The sequence below is a fragment of the Arthrobacter sp. ISL-95 genome (genome assembly GCF_018613695.1).
Taxonomy (GTDB): domain Bacteria; phylum Actinomycetota; class Actinomycetes; order Actinomycetales; family Micrococcaceae; genus Arthrobacter.
This window is the reverse complement of record NZ_JAGGPR010000008.1, coordinates 242752-261580: the sequence shown is the minus strand read 5'-3', so window position 1 is coordinate 261580 and position 18829 is coordinate 242752. Positions and strand designations below refer to the sequence as shown.

General features: G+C 62.8%; 18 protein-coding genes. 9 read left to right on the top strand and 9 right to left on the bottom strand.

Features of this window, described 5'->3' with window-relative positions; all coding sequences use genetic code 11:
• Positions 1–253: 253 nt before the first annotated feature.
• Complete coding sequence (locus J7I86_RS13365; RefSeq protein ID WP_214820533.1) at positions 254–1327, top strand: DNA polymerase IV; 1074 nt, start codon at positions 254–256, stop codon at positions 1325–1327.
• 37 nt (positions 1328–1364) lie between these two features.
• Here the strand turns inward: J7I86_RS13365 and J7I86_RS13360 are convergent, their stop codons facing one another.
• The 5 genes from J7I86_RS13360 to J7I86_RS13340 form a co-directional block, all read right to left on the bottom strand.
• Positions 1365–2348 (bottom strand): aldo/keto reductase, encoded by a 984-nt coding sequence (locus J7I86_RS13360; protein WP_214820531.1) that lies wholly within the window; start codon positions 2346–2348, stop codon positions 1365–1367.
• A gap of 18 nt (positions 2349–2366) precedes the next feature.
• Positions 2367–3566, bottom strand: a complete 1200-nt coding sequence (locus J7I86_RS13355) for an RNA polymerase sigma factor (RefSeq protein ID WP_396019882.1) — start codon at positions 3564–3566, stop codon at positions 2367–2369.
• A gap of 24 nt (positions 3567–3590) precedes the next feature.
• Positions 3591–3950: a YciI family protein gene (locus J7I86_RS13350; RefSeq protein WP_062068338.1), complete on the bottom strand. Its 360-nt coding sequence runs from the start codon at positions 3948–3950 to the stop codon at positions 3591–3593.
• 102 nt (positions 3951–4052) lie between these two features.
• Entirely contained in the window at positions 4053–4868 is an 816-nt protein-coding gene (locus J7I86_RS13345; protein ID WP_214820530.1) for a methyltransferase domain-containing protein, read from the bottom strand.
• Between the two features lie 29 nt (positions 4869–4897).
• Positions 4898–5419: a MarR family winged helix-turn-helix transcriptional regulator gene (locus J7I86_RS13340; protein WP_214820529.1), complete on the bottom strand. Its 522-nt coding sequence runs from the start codon at positions 5417–5419 to the stop codon at positions 4898–4900.
• A 167-nt stretch (positions 5420–5586) separates the two neighbouring features.
• Here J7I86_RS13340 and J7I86_RS13335 point away from each other — a divergent pair, with 167 nt between their 5' ends.
• From J7I86_RS13335 to trxB, 5 genes are all read left to right on the top strand, one after another.
• Positions 5587–7758 carry an MMPL family transporter gene (locus J7I86_RS13335; RefSeq protein WP_214820528.1) on the top strand — a complete coding sequence of 724 codons (2172 nt, stop codon included), beginning with the start codon at positions 5587–5589 and terminating at the stop codon, positions 7756–7758.
• 251 nt (positions 7759–8009) lie between these two features.
• The gene (locus tag J7I86_RS13330; protein WP_214820527.1) at positions 8010–8579 is read left to right on the top strand and encodes a pyridoxamine 5'-phosphate oxidase family protein; all 570 of its coding nucleotides are present in this window, start codon (positions 8010–8012) and stop codon (positions 8577–8579) included.
• A 10-nt stretch (positions 8580–8589) separates the two neighbouring features.
• Positions 8590–9144, top strand: a complete 555-nt coding sequence (locus tag J7I86_RS13325; protein ID WP_286179741.1) for an ArsR family transcriptional regulator — start codon at positions 8590–8592, stop codon at positions 9142–9144.
• 49 nt (positions 9145–9193) lie between these two features.
• Positions 9194–9625, top strand: coding sequence for an arsenate reductase ArsC (locus J7I86_RS13320; RefSeq protein WP_214820526.1), 432 nt, complete (start codon positions 9194–9196; stop codon positions 9623–9625).
• 46 nt (positions 9626–9671) lie between these two features.
• Positions 9672–10649, top strand: a complete 978-nt coding sequence (trxB, locus tag J7I86_RS13315) for a thioredoxin-disulfide reductase (RefSeq protein WP_214820524.1) — start codon at positions 9672–9674, stop codon at positions 10647–10649.
• A gap of 10 nt (positions 10650–10659) precedes the next feature.
• Here trxB and J7I86_RS13310 read toward each other — a convergent pair whose 3' ends face one another.
• From J7I86_RS13310 to J7I86_RS13300, 3 genes are all read right to left on the bottom strand, one after another.
• Positions 10660–11517: a prephenate dehydratase gene (locus tag J7I86_RS13310; RefSeq protein WP_214820737.1), complete on the bottom strand. Its 858-nt coding sequence runs from the start codon at positions 11515–11517 to the stop codon at positions 10660–10662.
• A gap of 162 nt (positions 11518–11679) precedes the next feature.
• Entirely contained in the window at positions 11680–13092 is a 1413-nt protein-coding gene (locus J7I86_RS13305; RefSeq protein WP_214820522.1) for an aldehyde dehydrogenase family protein, read from the bottom strand.
• Between the two features lie 171 nt (positions 13093–13263).
• Positions 13264–13854, bottom strand: a complete 591-nt coding sequence (locus J7I86_RS13300; RefSeq protein WP_214820520.1) for a TetR/AcrR family transcriptional regulator — start codon at positions 13852–13854, stop codon at positions 13264–13266.
• Positions 13855–13976: 122 nt separating this feature from the next.
• Between J7I86_RS13300 and J7I86_RS13295 the strand changes: the two genes are divergently transcribed.
• The 3 genes from J7I86_RS13295 to J7I86_RS13285 all read left to right on the top strand — a co-directional run bounded on the left by J7I86_RS13295 (position 13977) and on the right by J7I86_RS13285 (position 17564).
• Entirely contained in the window at positions 13977–15953 is a 1977-nt protein-coding gene (locus J7I86_RS13295) for a primary-amine oxidase (protein ID WP_214820518.1), read from the top strand.
• 22 nt (positions 15954–15975) lie between these two features.
• Positions 15976–16407 carry a hypothetical protein gene (locus J7I86_RS13290; RefSeq protein ID WP_214820516.1) on the top strand — a complete coding sequence of 144 codons (432 nt, stop codon included), beginning with the start codon at positions 15976–15978 and terminating at the stop codon, positions 16405–16407.
• A gap of 119 nt (positions 16408–16526) precedes the next feature.
• Positions 16527–17564 carry a zinc-dependent alcohol dehydrogenase family protein gene (locus tag J7I86_RS13285; protein WP_214820514.1) on the top strand — a complete coding sequence of 346 codons (1038 nt, stop codon included), beginning with the start codon at positions 16527–16529 and terminating at the stop codon, positions 17562–17564.
• A 13-nt stretch (positions 17565–17577) separates the two neighbouring features.
• Here J7I86_RS13285 and J7I86_RS13280 read toward each other — a convergent pair whose 3' ends face one another.
• Entirely contained in the window at positions 17578–18813 is a 1236-nt protein-coding gene (locus tag J7I86_RS13280; RefSeq protein WP_214820736.1) for a pyridoxal phosphate-dependent aminotransferase, read from the bottom strand.
• Between the last annotated feature and the right edge of the window lie 16 nt (positions 18814–18829).

The following is an 18829-nucleotide window of genomic DNA, read 5'->3' as shown; positions in this document are numbered from 1 at the left end:
CCTCGGCTCACTTCTTCGGCCGGCTACCAGCTGACAGGCGCGAGGGCTTCATTCCCCAGTGAATTTGTGACCGAAGTTGGCGCTTCGTGACGGGAGGCGGGGCGCGAGCCAACTTTGGACGCGAGCCTTCACCACCCACTTTGGCGGCCAACTTGCCCGAATGCACCCGTAATAGGTTGATTCCTGCGCCTCAGCGGATCAAAGAAGGTGGTGAAGGTACAGCCAAAGCAACGCATTAGGGCAAACTGGTGCCGTGAGCGGAAACCCTTGGGTACTCCACGTCGATCTCGACCAGTTCATTGCTGCCGTCGAGGTGCTCCGCCGGCCTGAGCTGGCGGGCAAGCCGATCATTGTGGGTGGCAGGGGAGATCCCACGGAACGGGCCGTAGTGTCCACCGCCTCCTACGAAGCGAGGGCTTTCGGCGTCGGGTCCGGCATGCCACTGAGGATCGCGGCCCGCAAAGTGCCCGACGCCATCATTTTGCCGGTGGATCAAGAGGCTTACCTGGCGGCATCGGAGGTGGTGATGGCCACCCTGCGGGCACAACCGGGTGCCACGGTTCAGGTGCTTGGTTGGGACGAGGCTTTCGTGGGCATCGAAACCGATGACCCGGAAGCGTATGCCAAGCAGATCCAGACTGCGGTACTGGAGCAAACCCGGCTGCACTGCAGCGTGGGCATTGGCGACACCTTGGTCCGGGCAAAGAATGCCACGGATTTTGGCAAACCAGCCGGCATCTTTCGGCTGACCAAGGAGAACTGGCTCGACGTCATGGGCGATAAGCCCACCAAGGAATTGTGGGGCGTTGGAAGCAAAGTGTCGCAGCGGCTGGCAAAGCACCACATCACTACGGTGGCTGAGTTGGCAGCGTCCAATCCCCAGGATCTCGTCCCGGAGTTCGGCCCGAAGATGGGCCCTTGGTATGCCCAGTTGGGACGCGGTGAAGGTGCCAGCGAAGTGGACGACACTCCCTGGGTTGCCCGCGCTCACGGCCGCGAGACCACCTTTCAGCAGGACCTGACACAGGCCGAGCAGATCCAGGACGCCATCAAGGAACTGACTGCGCGTGTCTTGGAAGATGTGGCAGCCGAGGGGCGGCCGGTGATCGGTCTGACCCTGAAAGTCCGTTACGCGCCATTTTTTACCAAGACCTACGCGAGGAAGATCCCCGAGTCATTCGACAGGGAAGAAGTCCTCGCGCAGGCCCTGGAACTCACCGGGAAAATCGAGCCGGAGCGTCCCATCCGGCTCCTCGGACTGCGTGCTGAAATGTCCATGCCCGAAGAAGCCCGAAAGGGACACACGCCGACGCGCAGCGGCTGGTAACGACGTCGAACGCTAAGGCCCGACGGCGGCCCGGCAGCTACCAGCGCGGGTGGATTGCTTCGCGGAAATACCGGTCATAGATATCCCGCACTCCGTCGGTCAGGCCTGCTCCGACAGACTGCAGCCCACCTGCCTCGGCATTTGCCGCTGCCTGCGAAGCGGACCGTGCGCCGGGGATGACCGAGGTGACACCGTCCTGGGCGATCACCCAGGCGAGGGCCGCTTGGGCGGTGCTGACGCCGTCGGGAACTAGTCCGCTGAACTCCTGCGCAGCCTTGACTCCGGTTGCGAAATCGACGCCGGAGAAGGTCTCGCCGACGTCGAATGAAGAACCATCGCGGTTGTAATTGCGGTGATCGTTTTCCGGGAACTCGGTGTCCGGCGTGTACTTCCCGGAAAGTAAACCGGAAGCCAGGGGGACGCGGGCGATGATGCCAACGCCCGCTTCCTTCGCTGCGGGCAGCACCTCGTCGAGGGGCTTGAGGCGGAACGCGTTGAGGATGATCTGGACAGAAGCGGTGTTCCCGCGCTTGATGGCTGCAAGGGCTTCGTCGGTACGCTCGACGCTGACGCCGTAGTTGCGGATGGCACCCTCGCTGACCAGAGTGTCCAGGGCGTCGTAGACACCGTCGTTGCTGTAAACGGAGGTGGGAGGGCAGTGCAACTGGACCAGGTCCAGGGTGTCCTGCTGCAAGTTGCGCCGGGAGCGGTCTGTCCACGCCCGGAAATTGTCCAGCGTGTAATTCTCGGGAATCTGATCAACGCGGCGGCCCATCTTGGTGGCAACCGTCATGTTCAGGTCCGGGTGGGCGCGGAGGAAGCGTCCGATGAACTGCTCACTGCGCCCGTCTCCATACACGTCTGCCGTGTCGAAGAAATTGACGCCGCCTTCCACCGAGGCTTCAAGGACGGCAAAGGCGTCCTCTTCGGTGACGGAACCCCAGTCGGCTCCCAGTTGCCACGTTCCCAGTCCGACGGTGGAGACGGACCGGCCGGTCTTGCCAAGTATGCGTTGTTCCATGAATTCGACTATATGGGGTTATTGCTCATCCATCCGCGCTACTTTTCCCATTAAGTATTTTCGCTCCGGCAGGCTTCCGGTCTTCTTGGCGGCGGAAAGGTACGCTGCTCGAGCCTCGGCGTAAGAGCCGGACATTTCCAGTAGATGGCCACGCACTGCGTCCAGCCGGTGGGTCCGGCCAAGCGCCGCATCCAATCCGACCAGCACCTCCAGACCAGCGGCCGGCCCATGCACCATTGCCACGGCAACCGCGCGGTTCAGAGTTACCACCGGACTGGGTGCCACTGCTTCAAGGACGGTGTACAGGGCCAGAATCTGCGGCCAATCAGTCTCGGCAGCAGACGCCGCCTCCGCATGACAGGCGGCGATTGCGGCCTGAAGTTGATACGGCCCGGCCGCCCCACGCCCCAAGACGGAGGACAACAGCGCGATGCCCTCCTTAATCTGCTCTCCATTCCACAGGCTTCGGTTTTGCTCCGCCAACGGCACCGGTGTTCCGTCCGGCAGAGCACGCGCCGCCCTCCGGGAATCGATGAGCAGCATCAGTGCCAGCAGGCCGGTGGCCTCGAGCTCACGCGGCGCAGCGGCCACCAGCAGTCGCGTCACCCGGATGGCCTCAGTGGTGAGTTCCTCGCGCTGCAGGGACGGACTCGAGCTTGCGGCGTAGCCTTCGTTGAAGATCAGGTACAGGACGTGAAGTACGACGCCGAGCCTTGCCTTGCGCTCGGACGCCGGCGGCATGGTGAAGGTGGCTCCCGCCTTGTGGATCCCCTGTTTCGCGCGGCTGATGCGCTGTCCCATGGTCGCTTCGGGGACCAGGAAAGCAGAGGCGATTTCCGCCGTCGTGAGTCCGCCAACTGCCCGGAGCGTTAGGGCGAGTTGCGAAGGTGCGGACAGAGCAGGGTGGCAGCAGAGGAACATGAGCGTGAGGGTGTCGTCGGCTTCCGGGGCGGAGCTGTAGGAAAATTCGACGTCCAGGGATGCGACGCGTTCCTCACGGGTTCGGCGGGCGCTTTCGCTGCGGTAAAAATCCACCATTCGGCGGCTTGCGACGGCCATCAGCCACGCCCTCGGGTTGTCCGGCATGGTGCTTGGCCACTGAAGGGAGGCCTCGAGGAGTGCTTCCTGGACTGCGTCCTCGCAGGCATCGAATTGTCCGTGGGTCCTAGCCAGCACGCCGAGGACCTGCGGCGCCAGGGTGCGCAGCAGGTCCTCTATTCGTGCGGCCGGTGACGAATCCAGCTATACCTCCGGAGGTGCTTCCTGAACTGCGCGGAGCTCAACCACCTGCGCGTACTTCACAATGCTTGAACAAATTTCCACTGCACGTTCCTCGCTGGCAACATCAACCACCCAGTAGCCCACCAGCGACTCCTTCGATTCGGCGTAAGGCCCGTCTGTGGTGATGACACCGTCAGGGGTCTGCTTGACCAGCTTCGCGGTGCTGCCGTCGGCCAAGCCGGCATTGAACACCATCTCCCCGGACTCGGTAAGGTCCTTGTCGATCTGGATCATGAACCCGATCATTTCCTGGATCCATGCAGGGTCTGCGGTCTCCATCATGCCCTCGGCCGATCCGAACATCATGATCATGTATTTCATTTCAAACTCCTTGTGAGGAGCGCCCTTTGTGGGTGCTTTCACTCATAGGTCGGAACTGCAGGCGGCATTTCTACATGGTTGGGAAAACTTTCTTGAAAAAGTTCAGGCCCGGGCGATCACCTCGCCGTTGGGGATGAGGAAGAAACCGTCATCGGTTGCTCCCCAGCGGTGCCAGCCCGCGGCGATCCGGGCGAGATCGGCTTCGTTGGCGAAGCCGTACTCCAGGGCTTGCTCGGCGAACGCTGAATGCAGAACCCTCTCGCTCCAGACGCGGGATTGCCACGCACGTTGCTGGGCGGTGGCGTAGAGCCAGTTGCTGCTGGTGGGTGCCACCTGGGTGAAACCCGCCTGTTGGGCCCAGGAAACCAGGCGACGGCCGGCGTCGGGTTCTGCTCCGTTGCGACGCGCGATTTTCTGGTAGAGCTCCATCCAATCGTCCAGCTCGGGGACTTCGGGATACCAGCTCATGCCGTGGAAATCGGCGTCGCGGACGGCAACGATCGCGCCGGGTTTCGCCACCCGGCGCATTTCCCGGAGGGCAGCAACCGGATCGGTCAGGTGCTGGAGGACCTGGTGGGCGTGGACGAGGTCGAAAGACTCATCCTCAAAGTCGAGATCGTAGATGTTGCCGGCCTGGAACGTCACGTTGTCCACGCCGCGGTCGGTAGCCAGTTCCGTGGCTTGGGCGACGATATCTGCGGACCGGTCCAAACCGATGACTTGCCCGGGCGCAACCAGCGCCGCAAAGTCGCACGTGATGCTGCCGGGTCCGCACCCGACGTCGAGCACTGACGTTCCGGGAGTGAGATGGGGAATCACAAACGCGGCCGAATTCTCGACCGTCCGTGAGGCGTGGGCCCGGACAACCGACTCGTGGTGCCCGTGGGTATAGACATCTTCAGGCTGCTGCGCGTTCATAGGAGAACGCTACAACTTGGAGGGTGAATTTAGGTGGAACGCGAGGAGTCAGGTTGGACGGCTTCTTCGCGGGCCGCCAGAGTGGCCTCCACCATGTCAGTCATGAACCGGGTAACAAGTTCCAGTTCCGCAGGGCTGTAAGCGGCCATCGCCTTGCCCATGCGAATGGCAAGCGGCATAAACATGGCGCTTCCGTCCCGGTACGCCTTGGGTGTCATCTGCAACTGGACTTGCCGACGGTCCGCGCCAAGACGTTCGCGCACCACGTGCCCGGAGGCGTGCAGGCGGTCAACCAACGCCGTGGTAGCCGGGGAGCTGAGCCGGAGTTCGGCCCGGAGAACACCCGGCGTAACCACTTCGCCCGCTGCAGAATGGCGCATGATGACGGCGAGCGCGTTGAGGTCCGTGCGGTGCATGTCGTTCCGGCCGCCTGCTGCGTCCACATAGTGGTTGGCTTCGAGGGTGAAGTCCTGGAGGAGCCGCACGAGTTCTTGGGGAGCCGCGTTTTCGGGTCGGCTCGCCTCGGGGCGCGGGGCTGTTGGTTCCGACATCTCCGCCCTCCTGCCAGCGTTGTGTGGTGATTACTGCCTTCCGGATACTACTCCCAGCAGTAGGGGATTCCGGCATTCTCATCCTTGCACTCTTGGAATAGTTCCATCATAGAGATAATCTATGATGGAAATAAAGGCCATCAAGCATTCCCAGAGAAGAAGGACTCATGAACTCGCAGAAGGTACCGTTCTGGCTGCGCTGGCTGATACCGGTGGTGCTGGTTATCACGTGGTTGGGCATCGCAGGAATCGGCGGCCCAACGTTCGGGCGCTTGGAAGAGGTTTCGTCCAATGACCAGGCCTCCTTCCTTCCCGCCGGCGCTGAGGCCACGGAAGCCGGGGACTGGCAGGCCAAGTTCCGGGACTCCGAAGAGATCCCGGCAATCGTCATCGTTGAGAGCGATGCTTCCTTCACCCCTGCACAGTTGGGCGAAGCAGCCCAGCTGAAAGCCGACATCGAGGCACTCAAGTTGGGGAGCGCCGTCGTCGGGCCCATTCCGTCCCAAGGCGGCAAGGCCATTCAGTTCGTTGTTCCCATGGCGTCCTCCGATGAACTGCGCGAGAAAGTCCAGGAGCTGCGCGACGTGGTGCAGCCCGGCGCCCCGGACGGCATGAAGGCTTTCGTCACCGGGCCGGCCGGCTTGACCGCCGACCTCGTCAACGCTTTCGGTGGGATTGACGGCATCCTGCTGCTGGTTGCCCTCGGTGCCGTGTTCGTGATTCTGCTGCTGGTCTACCGTTCAGTGGTGCTGCCCATCGCTGTGCTGCTCACCTCTGTGTTCGCCTTGTGTGCCGCGATTCTGCTGGTGTTTGGAATGGCCAAGGCCGGTTGGATCCAATTGAACGGCCAGAGCCAAGGCATCCTGTCCATCCTGGTCATTGGCGCTGCGACGGACTATGCGCTGCTGTTCGTGGCGCGGTTCCGGGAGGCGCTGACGCACACCACCAACCGTACGCAGGCTGTGATTACGGCGTGGAAGGCCTCATTCGAACCGATCCTCGCTTCCGGTGCCACGGTCATCATCGCGCTGCTCTGCCTGCTGTTCTCCGATCTGAATTCCAACAAGGCGCTGGGTCCTGTTGCTGCCGCCGGAATCCTTTGCTCCCTGTTCGCTGCGCTCACGCTCCTGCCTGCGCTCATGGCGTTGCTGGGCCGGGCGGTCTTCTGGCCCTTCAGTCCCAAGCTGCTGCCCGACGACGAACGCGAACCGGAGATTGTCACCGGCCTTGAGTGGCAAAAGGGTCTGTGGCGCGCCACCGGCCGTCTGGTCTCCAAGCGGCCGCGCGTTGTGTGGGTGGCTTCGGTCCTGCTCCTCCTTGCAGCTTCCACTGGCTTGATGCAGCTGAAGGCCAACGGTGTTCCGCAGACGGACGTCATCCTTTCCGCATCCGACGCCGTGGACGGCCAGGAAGCGCTGGCGCGCCACTTCGACGCCGGCAGCGGAAGCCCCGCCGTCGTGGTCGCCTCACAAGGTTCCGCGCAGCAGGTGCTGGACAAGGTCAAAGCGGCCGACGGCGTGGGCGACGCCTACCTGCTGGCTGACGGAAATGTTCCCATCACCGGTGCTCCCGGCACTCCCGCTGACCCCGCAGTTCGTGACGGCAGGGTGCTCATCAACGCCACGTTGAACTCGGCGGCAGACTCGATCGAGGCTGAAGGCGCCGTGAAGTCCCTGCGGTTGGCGGTGAAGGAAGTCGACGCCGACGCTTTGGTAGGTGGTGTCACAGCCACCGCGCTGGATACCAACACCACGGCCCAACGTGACCTGGTGGTGATCATCCCGATCGTGCTGGTGGTCATCCTGTTCATCCTGATGCTCCTGCTCCGCTCGGTGGTGGCACCGGTGCTGCTGGTGCTGTCCGTGGTGCTTTCCTACGGTGCCGCCATGGGTGTTTCCGCCTGGGTCTTCAACGGAGTGTTCGGATTCTCCGGCGCCGACGCCACGGTGCCGCTGTTCGGCTTTGTGTTCCTGGTGGCCCTCGGCGTGGACTACAACATCTTCCTGATGAGTCGTGTCCGGGAAGAGTCGTTAAGGCATGGGACGCGTCCGGGAATCCTGCGAGGCCTGGCCGTTACCGGTGGTGTCATCACCTCTGCCGGTGTGGTCCTGGCCGCTACGTTCGCCGCCCTTGGTGTAATCCCCATCATGTTCCTGGTGCAGCTCGCCTTCATCGTGGCATTCGGTGTGCTGCTGGATACCGTGCTGGTCCGGTCCCTGCTGGTTCCCGCGCTGGCCTACGACATCGGCAGCAAGATCTGGTGGCCGCACAAGCTGGCGCGTGAGTCCTCGCCGGCCCCGGTAGAGCCTCGCGAGGAAGAGGCGCCGGTGGGTCGTTAGGCGATTAGTCGACCACCTGAGAGCGGCGTTACAGCAGCAGGGTGTCGCGCCATTGTCCGGTGGTGGGTCCGGTGCTCACACGAGCAAATAGGGTCCCGCCGCCCGACGATGGCAAAACCATGGGCCTGATGGAGCTTTAGTCTGGCCTCGTTCTCCCGGTCCAGCAAGACAGTCATCAATGTTCGTCAGTGCCCGTACCGCCCCCTGAGACAGGTTTGAACCACGCTGCTGCTCATGGAAGCGTGTTTCCCATGAAGGTATACGGGGCAATCGATGAGCGATTGAGCAAGTTCATTGAACAACAAGTGGTCTTTTTCGTTGCGACCGCTCCGCTGTCCAGTGATGGGCACGTCAACGTATCGCCCCGCGGGCTCCCGGGCACCTTCGCGGTCCTTGATGAGAAGACGTTCGCTTGGCTCGATGTCACGGGCAGCGGCAGCGAAACCATAGCCCACTTGCGGGAGAACGGCCGGATTACCGTCATGTTCTGCGCTTTTGATGGGCGCCCAAATATTGTCCGACTCCACGGGACGGGCCGCGTGGTCACCCGCTATGACCCTGACTTCGAATCTATGGCTCAGCGCTTCGACGACAAACCCGGGGCCAGAGCCGTCGTTGTTGTTGACGTCCACCGTGTTTCCGATTCGTGCGGGTGGGGCGTTCCCCTGATGAGATTCGAGGGCCACCGCGATCTGTTGGGTCCGTACTTTGAACGCAAGGGCGTTGACGGTAGTGCCGACTACCGGATCACCAAGAACCGCACCAGCATCGACGGACTTGCTGCCTATGACTTTGACCCTGCGGAACTGGCCGACGCCTGACACTCGGGTCATGCAGTCGGAATTAGGTATGCCGGCCAATTTGCTGTCACACCACTTGCGCTCCATGGAGGATGCTGGCTTGGCGGTCCGGCATCTTTCCGAAGGTGACAAGCGGCGCAGTTATGTCCGGTTGGCTCCCGGCGCGCTGGAGGGGCTCACCCCCGGCCGGGAGCACGGAGCCCGGCGGGTCCTGTTCGTCTGCACGAGGAATAGCGCACGCTCGCAGCTGGCAACGGCGTTGTGGCGAACCGTGAGCGACATTCCCTCGGCGTCGGCCGGAACACATCCTGCGGAACGTGTGGCGCCAGGTGCCGTGGATGTCGCCCGCCGTCATGGCCTGGACCTTGCAGGTTCAAAACCCCGCCTGATAGACCAAGTGATGAACGACGAAGACTTGGTGGTCACTGTCTGCGATAACGCCCATGAGGAACTGCCGGGTTTGCACGGCATTCACTGGTCCATCCCCGATCCGGTGCGGCTAGACAGCAAGGAAGCGTTTGAGGATGCGTACGCAGACATTTCACGCCGCGTCCACGATTTGGCCCCCCGACTGCGTGCAGCATGACCCACTGCTTCCATCCCAACCAGACCAACCCAGAGACACAGGAGAACCCGTGAGCACCGAGACCGCCGAGAAGCCCTCCGTTCTGTTCGTCTGCGTTCACAACGCAGGGCGCTCGCAGATGGCCGCCGCCTTCCTCACAACTCTCTCCAAAGGTGCCATTGAGGTCCGCTCCGCGGGGTCGCAGCCCGCGGACAAGGTCAACCCTGCTGCTGTTGAAGCAATGTCTGAGCTTGGTATCGACATTTCTGCAGAAATCCCTAAGATCCTCACCACGGAAGCCGTCAAGGAATCTGATGTGGTGGTCACCATGGGCTGCGGGGATGAGTGCCCGTATTTCCCCGGAAAGCGTTACGAGGACTGGGTTCTTGATGACCCCGCCGGACAGGGGGTGGACGCTGTCCGTCCCATCCGCGACGAGATCAAGGTCCGCATTGAAGATCTCGTCGCGGAACTCTTGCCTGCCCGGCACGCAGACGCCTAATAATTCACTTACCCGCTTGTCCCCCCGACCCTTCCAAGGAGATATCGTGAGCACCGAACAGTTGATCATCATAGGGTCCGGCCCTGCCGGCTACACGGCCGCTATCTACGCCGCCCGCGCCGGGCTTAACCCTTTGGTTCTGGCTGGTTCAGTCACTGCCGGTGGCGCCCTCATGAACACCACCGAAGTGGAGAATTTCCCTGGCTTCCCGGGCGGGATTCAGGGCCCGGAGCTGATGGACGGACTCCAGGAACAGGCTGAAAAGTTCGGCGCCCGGATAGTGTTCGACGACGTCACTGAGGTTGATCTCAAGGGTCACCTCAAGCGTGTCGTCACCGGCGGCGGAGAGGCTCACGAGGCAGCGGCGGTCATCCTCGCCACCGGCTCCGCGTATAAGGAGCTCGGGCTTCCGGAAGAGAAGAAACTCAGCGGACACGGCGTTTCCTGGTGTGCTACCTGTGACGGCTTCTTCTTCCGCGAACAGGACATCATGGTGGTTGGTGGCGGCGACTCCGCCATGGAGGAGGCCACCTTCCTGACGCGCTTCGGGAAGTCCGTCACGGTAGTGGTCCGGAAGGATGAGCTGCGGGCCTCGCGCATCATGGCTCAGCGCGCCAAAGACAACCCCAAGATTAAGTTCGCTTGGAATTCGGCCATCACCAAGATCCACGGAGATACCAAAGTTACAGGTGTAACCCTCACCGACACCCGCACCGGCGAAACCCGTGAGCAGGCGGCGGCCGGAATCTTCGTTGCAATCGGTCACTTGCCGCGGACAGGGCTGGTGGAAGGACAGGTTGACCTCGATGCCGAGGGCTACATCAAGGTGGACTCACCCACCACCTGCACCAACGTTTCCGGCGTCTTTGCCTGTGGCGACGCCGTGGACCACCGCTACCGTCAAGCCATTACTGCAGCGGGCACCGGCTGCGCGGCCGCTTTGGACGCTGAGCGCTACCTCGCCGCTCTGGACGACGCCCACAGCATTGCCACTGCGCTGGTGGAAGAGCCCACCCACTTCTAAGGCGGAAGTACTAGACGCTGATGGTGTTCCGTTCGCGGTAACCGTCGGCGGCGTAAACACCGAGGACACGCACCTCAGTGGTGAAGAACTCCAGTTCCTCCAACGCGCGGCGGAGTCTAGGGTCTTCTGGGTGGCCTTCGACGTCGGAAAGGAACATGGTGGCAGCGAACTCGTCGCCCACCATGTAGCTTTCCAGGCGCGTCATGTTGAGGCCGTTGGTGGCAAAGCCGCCAAGTGCCTTGTAAAGGGCAGAAGGAACGTTGCGGACCCGGAAAACGAAACTGGTGATTGCAGGACCGGGCAGTTCTTCCTTGGAGGGAAGATCGCGTTCGCGGGCCAGAACAACAAAGCGCGTGGTGTTGGTGGGGTCGTCCTCCACCCCGGAGGCCAGGACTTCAAGGCCGTACAGGCCAGCAGCGAGCGGTGGAGCCAGGGACAGCTTGCGGGGGTCGTTCCAGTCCCGGACTTCGCGTGCTGAGCCCGCAGTGTCACCGGCTATGACAGGCTTGAGGCCAGCTTCCCGGATGATCCTGCGGCACTGTCCCAGAGCGTGGATGTGGCTGTGAACCTCAGTGGCACCTTCGATGGTGCTGCCCGGAATTCCCAGGAGGTCGAAGCGGATCGGCAGGAAGTATTCGCCAACAATCTGCAGCTTGGACTGGGGGAGCAGGACGTGGATATCGGCCACACGCCCGGCGATGGAGTTCTCGATAGGGATCATGGCCAGATCGACTTCGCCGGTGGATACCAGCTCAAACGCGTCCTCAAAGCTCGCGCACGGGACGCTTTCGAGCTCGGGGAACATTTCCTTGCACGCGAGATCCGAATTGGCTCCGGGCTCACCTTGGTACGCAATCTTCTGGGCCATGATGCTCATGGTTGCACGCTGAGCACCCGTCTAACCAACCGCGTCCACCCTGTGACTCTCTGTCCCCAGGCAACGCCCCCAACCCAAAGTAGGGGACAGATAACGCCGCTATGAGGCTCATTGCGACGTGATCTGTCCCCTAGTCGGGTAAGCGGAGCGGGGTTAGCCGTTGATGATCTGCGGGACTCCCAGGGCTTTCAGACCTTCGGCTCCGAACTCGAGACCGTATCCGGACTGCTTGGCGCCACCGAACGGGATGCGGGGATCCACAGCACCGTGCTTGTTGATCCACACCGTGCCGGCCTGGATACGTGAGGCTACTTCGCGTGCGGCGTTCAGGTCCGATGACCAGACTGAGGCGCCCAGTCCGACGTCGAGCCCGTTCGCCTTGGCCACCGCCTCATCAACGGTGCTGTACTTGATGATCGGCAGGGCTGGTCCGAACTGTTCCTCGGCGACCAACGGGTTGTCGTTGTCGATGTCGGCAACCAGCGTGGTGGGGTAGAAGTTGCCGGGCTGCTCCGCGTCCGGGTTCCCACCCAGAAGTACTCGCGCGCCGGATTCTTTAGCGGACTCCACCAGGCGGGCCACGATGTCGTACTGCTGCCGGTTCTGCAGCGGGCCAAGCACGTTGTTCTCGTCAAGACCGTTGCCCATCGGCATGGCTTGGGCCACGGCGACAAGCTCGGAGCAAACAGCCTCGTACTGCGACTCGTGGACATACAGGCGCTTCAAAGCCGCGCAGGTCTGGCCGGTGTTGATGAACGCGCCCCAGAACAAGCCCTCAGCAATAGCTTTGGGATCGGAATCGGGGAGGACGATGCCTGCGTCGTTGCCGCCGAGTTCCAGCGTGAGCCGCTTGACGGTATCGGCCGAGGAGCGAATGATCGCCTTGCCCGTGGCGGTGGAGCCGGTGAACATGACCTTGCCGATCGCCTCGTGTGCGGCCAGGGCCTCGCCGACCTCGCGGCCGCCGGAGACCACGGAAAGCAGACCTTCGGGCAATTCCTGATTGATGATCGAGGCCAGTGCCAGCACGGACAACGGCGTGTATTCGGACGGCTTGACCACCACGGCGTTACCCATGCGCAAGGCGGGTGCAATCTGCCAAACAGTGATCATCATGGGCCAGTTCCACGGGCCAATGGCACCGACGACGCCGATGGGCCGGTAGTGCAGTTCGGCGCGGGTTTCACCGTCGTCCACCACGGTTTCAGGATCAAGCGGCGTGGCAGCGGTGGCACGGAGCCAGGCCGCGCACGCGCCGACCTCGAATCGCGCGTTCGGCCCGTTCAGCGGCTTGCCCTGCTCGCGGGAGAGGAGTTGGGCGAGCTCTTCGGCGGAACGTTCGACGGCGTCGGCGGCCTTCATGAGCGCAGCGGACCTTGCGTCGTGCCCTAAGGCAGCCCACGCCGGTTGCGCAGCGGTAGCGGCTGCAATGGCGGTTTCGAGGTCTTCCACCGTGTGAACAGGTGCTTCGCCGACAGCCTCGCCCGTTGCCGGGTCGAAGATGGTGCGGCTTTTCTGGCCGGTAACCGGTGTGATCGAGGTCAGGAGGGCGTCGTAAGTCTCCATTGGTACTCCGCTCGGGTAGTAAGTCTTGGCGGCCAGTCAGGCGCGCGGCGATGCTTCCAGTGTGGTCGGGATCACGCGCCAAGGCCTTGTCTATGCACGAACACCCCTTGACGGGAAGCGAACGCTTCCCGAAGCGGGCTGGGCGTGGTGGCCTCGGGCGCCACCATTTAGCTAGCCCGCCAACAGCGCGAGGTAATTATCCAGCTGCCCCGCAAGGTCCTGCGAGAAATGCTCGGCGGGGGATAGCGCCACAACTATTTGCGCACCGAGCATCATATTCAGCAGGTGATCGGCGACGGCGGCGTCCCCGATGGGGGCTTTGATCTCACCTGCCGCGCGGGCTGCTGCGCAATGCGCCGCAATGGTGGAGTGCCACTGTCGCATGGACTTACTGTGAAGTGCAGCCATGTGGGCGTCGTTGAGCGCCTTCTGCCAGAACGGAATCACGATCCGCGCTTCGTTGACACGTTCCTCATCCAGCGGCAGGACTTCGGCGCAGAACGCGCGGAGGGCCGCGGCGCCTGAGAGTCCCTCAGTCATGGTGGCGATGCGCTGGTTGGTGCGGTTGAAGACGTGTCCGAACGCCGACGTCAGCAGCAGATCCTTGGTGGGAAAGTAGGGCTTGAGGGCGCCGTTGGCGAAGCCGGCTTCCTCGGCAATTTCCCGCATGGTGGCGCCCTCCATGCCGAGCTTGGCGATGATCCGCCAGGTTGCGTCCACTAGTTCGAGGCGTCGTTGATCGTGGTCCACAATCTTTGGCACTGGATGGGCTCCCGAAAAATAAATGATGGACAGGTCTTGTGACCCATCTTACGTTTTGGTTATTCTCTACACCTATAGAAAATAAATCCTGACCCATCATAGGTCCCGGACAAGAGGCAGCCATGACGCCCAAAGCAACTGAGACAGCAACCGACGCCACCGCCATTGAGGAAGCACAATACGCCCTGGCAACGGGAGCCGAAATCTCCCAGGTGCAGGGAATCCTGCAGGCCGCCGGCCACCTTGGCGCCGAGAAGCGCATCGCCTATTTGGGACTGGTGGACCCGGCCCGCCGCCAGTCAGGGCAGGACCGCCGTTTCCGCGTCTTCCTCCACGACATTTCCGGCGGCGCACCCACCGATGTCCTTGTCTCGGTGACCCGCGGCGAGATTGTGTCCGCAACAGAACTGGACACCAAGGTCTCCGGTGAACTCCCTGTGTTGGAGGAAGAATTCGAGGTTGTGGAGACGCTCCTCGCCACCGACGAGCGGTGGCTTGCCGCGCTCGCAGCCAGGGATCTGGACGTCGCCAAAGTCCGCGTAGCCCCGCTCTCTGCCGGTGTCTTTGAGTACGACGACGAGAAAGGTCGCCGCATCCTGCGCGGCCTCGCCTTCGTGCAGGACTTCCCGGAAGACAGCGCCTGGGCCCACCCCGTGGACGGGCTGGTGGCCTACGTGGATGTGGTCAACAAGGAAGTCACCCAGGTTATTGACCTCGGCGTCATGCCCATCCCGGCCGAGCACGGAAACTACACGGATCCTGAGCTGACCGGCCCCCTCCGTGAAACCCAGAAGCCCATCAGCATCACCCAGCCCGAAGGCCCCAGCTTCACCGTCACCGGCGGGAACCATGTGGAGTGGGAAAAGTGGAGTGTGGATGTCGGCTTCGACGTCCGCGAAGGAGTTGTCCTCCACAACCTGGCCTTCCAGGACGGTGACAAGAAGCGTCCCATCATCAACCGCGCCTCCATCGCTGAAATGGTGGTCCCGTATGGTGATCCCTCGCCCATCCGGTCCTGGCAGAACTACTTCGACACTGGCGAATACCTGGTGGGCCAGTACGCCAACTCTTTGGAACTGGGCTGTGACTGCCTGGGTGACATCACCTACCTGAGCCCTGTCATCAGTGACGCCTTCGGCAACCCGCGCGAGATCCGCAACGGCATCTGCATGCACGAGGAAGACTGGGGAATCCTCTCCAAGCACTCCGACCTTTGGACCGGCATCAACTACACCCGCCGCAACCGCCGCCTGGTGATCTCCTTCTTCACCACCATCGGCAACTACGATTACGGCTTCTACTGGTACCTCTACCTGGACGGCACCATCGAGTTCGAGGCCAAAGCCACCGGTGTCGTCTTCACCAGCGCCTTCCCGGAGGGCGGCTCGGACAACATTTCGCAGCTCGCGCCAGGCCTCGGCGCACCCTTCCATCAACACCTCTTCAGCGCCCGGTTGGACATGGCCATTGACGGCTTCACCAACCGGGTTGAAGAAGAAGACGTGGTCCGCCAGCCCATGGGCGAGGGCAACGAGCGGGGCAACGCGTTCTCCCGCAAGCGCACGGTTCTGTCCAAGGAGTCGGAGGCAGTCCGTGAGGCTGACGCACGCGCAGGCAGGACGTGGATCATCTCCAACCCGGAGTCCAAGAATCGTCTGGGCGAGCCCGTCGGCTACAAACTCCACGCCGAGAACCAGCCAACACTGCTGGCAGACCCCGGCTCGTCCATCGCGAAGCGCGCGGCTTTCGCCACGAAGGACCTGTGGGTCACCCGCTACTCCGACGAGGAGCGCTACCCCACGGGCGACTTCGTCAACCAACACTCTGGCGGAGCCGGGCTGCCGGCCTACGTTGCCCAAGACCGCGACATCGACGGCCAGGACATCGTGGTGTGGCATACGTTCGGCCTGACGCACTTCCCGCGGGTGGAAGATTGGCCGATCATGCCCGTGGACACGGTGGGCTTCAAGCTCCGGCCGGAGGGCTTCTTTGACCGCAGTCCTGTCCTGGACGTGCCGGCCAGTGCCTCGGGTTCGAGCTGCCACAGCCCGGCAGCGGCCGGCGAAGAACACGGCGAACCCGCCGGGCACTGCCACTAAAGCCAGCCGCAGGACATTCACGATGACAACCATGACAGGACGGGTCCGGGCCTCCGGGCCTGTCCTGCACCCCCGAGTCTGTGCGGCCCTCACGGCCGTGTCCTGCCTGGTCCATCTGTGGCTCGCAGCCTCGGGACACCATCAACTTTGGCTAGGCGTCCTCATGATCGTCCTGGCTGCAGTGTGTCTCCCGTGCACTGTCCACATCTGGCGCCACAGCCGCGTGGGAGCACTACACCAAGTGACCATCTCGGCTTTGGCAATGGTGGGACTCCATGCCGTCCTGCTGTTGGGCGCAGGCGGTTCCGGACATGCGCACGGCGGGGGACCGGCGTCGAACACTGTTGACATCACTGGCGCTGCCGGGTTGTTGCTGGTGATCGGGCTTGAAATCACGACGGCGTTGATCGCCGCCACGCTGGTGGCCCGCCTCCGGCCTCGGGTGGCATGCTGAGCCGAACCTGCCGCCGAAGTGGCCCACCTTTGCTGGAGAAAAGCCCGGTTATCAGCCTCAAGGAGCCGGCCGGGGAAGCAAAGGTGGGCTGGAAGCCACTCATTGTTAGAGTCAGTGGCGTGCGCGCAATAGTTTTTGATGAAGTCCGGACCCAGCCCGATGTCAGGGAGGTCGCCAAACCCCAGGCTCCCGTGGGAGGCGTGGTGGTAAAAGTGCTGGCAACAGGTATGTGCCGCAGCGACTGGCACGCCTGGGCCGGCCACGATGACATTGCCATGCCCCATGTGCCGGGCCACGAGCTCGCCGGGGTGATCGACGCCGTCGGGGAGGGCGTCCAGCGCTGGAAGGTTGGCGACCGCGTCACCGTCCCCTTCGTCTGCGGGTGCGGCACCTGCGAATGGTGCCTGGCCGGCGAGGCGCAGGTCTGCCCGGACCAGCAGCAGCCCGGCTTCACCCACTGGGGATCGTTCGCCGAGTTTGTGGCCTTGCATGCCGCCGACAGCAACCTGGTTGCCATTCCTGACGGTGTTGAATTTACGACGGCGGCAAGCCTCGGCTGCCGCTTCGCCACGGCATACCGTGCGCTGGCAGCCCGTGCGCAGGTGAAGGCCGGCGAATGGGTGACCGTGGTTGGCGCGGGCGGCGTAGGGCTGAGTGCCGTGATGATTGCCAAGGCCATGGGAGCAAGGGTGATTGCCGTGGATAGGAACCCCGAGGCCCTGGCTGTAGCCGAGCGTTTGGGTGCCGAACATACTGTGCTCGCCGATGGTTCGGATATCCCGGCTGCAGTCAACGCCCTGTCCGGCGGAGGCAGTCACGTGGCGGTAGACGCCGTCGGGAGTGAGCAGACTTGCGCCGACGCGATCCTCAGCCTTCGCAGGCGGGGCCGGCACGTCCAGATCGGTTTGCTGCCGTCCATCGACGGCAATCCGCAAGTGCCCATGGCACGTGTGATCGGCTGGGAACTGGACCTCCTGGGCAGTCACGGCATGGCCGCAGTGGACTATCCGGGCATGATGGCGCTCATTGAACAGGGTGCCCTCCAGCCGCAGATGCTCATTGAACGCACCATTGGCCTGGAAGGAGCTGCGGCACTGCTGCCCGGCTTCGATCAGGCCAACCCCGCGGGCATGACCATGGTGGACCCTGCCCTATGAGGGCTTCCCCCACTTACCGGAGTGCGTCGGCGGGGCGGTTCCGGTAGGCGGCCAGGTAGGTGGAGATGCGGCGCACTGCTTCCTCAATGTCCTCCGTAGCCGGCAGGATCACGAACCGGAAGTGGTCCGGTGTGGGCCAGTTGAACGCGGTACCGTGCGAGACCAGGATTTTCTGTTCCTGCAGTAATTGGAGGACGAACTTCTCATCTGAGGCGATGGGATAGACCTCCGGATCCAACTTCGGGAACAGGTACATGGCGCCCGCTGCCGGGACACAACTGACGCCCGGGATCGCGGTGAGGAGTTTCCACGCAAGGTCCCGCTGGTCGCGGAGCCTTCCGCCGGGGCGAATGAGTGCTTCGATGCTTTGATACCCGCCAAGGCACGTCTGGATGGCGTGCTGGGCCGGAACGTTGGCGCACAAGCGCAAGGAGGCCAGCAGTTCCAAGGACTCCCGGTAGGCGGCCGTTGCGGTCCGGGGGCCGGTGACAGCGACCCAACCCGCGCGGTAGCCGGGCATGCGGTAAGCCTTGGACAATCCGCTGAACGTCAGCACGCAGACGTCCTCGGCAACGGCTGCGGTGTGAATGTGAGGGGCGGCCACGTAACGGATCTTTTCGTAGATCTCATCCGAGAAGAGCACAAGATCATGTTTCCTGGCCAACGCCGCGAACTGCTCCAGAATGTGCCGGGGGTAGACGGCCCCGGTGGGGTTGTTCGGGTTGATGATCACAATGCCCTTGGTGCGCGGGGTGATCTTGGCCTCGACGTCGGACATGTCCGGCCACCAGTTCTCCTCCTCATCGCACAAGTAGTGCACCGGGTTGCCGCCCGTCAGAGTCACGGCCGCAGTCCACAAAGGGTAATCCGGTGCCGGGATGAGGATTTCGTCGCCATTCTCCATGAACGCCTGAAGGGTCATGGAGATGAGCTCACTGACGCCGTTCCCAACAAAGACATCCTCGACGCCGATGGTCATCAGTCCGCGCGTCTGGTAGTACTGCGAGATGGCGGTACGGGCGGAGAAAATGCCCTTGGAGTCGCTGTAGCCCTGCGCGCCGCGAAGGTGATGGATCATGTCCACCACAACTGACTCCGGTGCCTCCAGCCCAAACGGTGCTGTGTCCCCAAGATTCATCTTGAGAATCCGGTGCCCTTCGGCCTCCATGGCCTTGGCCGCTTGGAGGATGGGCCCGCGGAGTTCATAGCGGACATTCTGAAGTTTGCTGGAGTGCTGCATCGGACGCATGGTTGATCTTTTCATG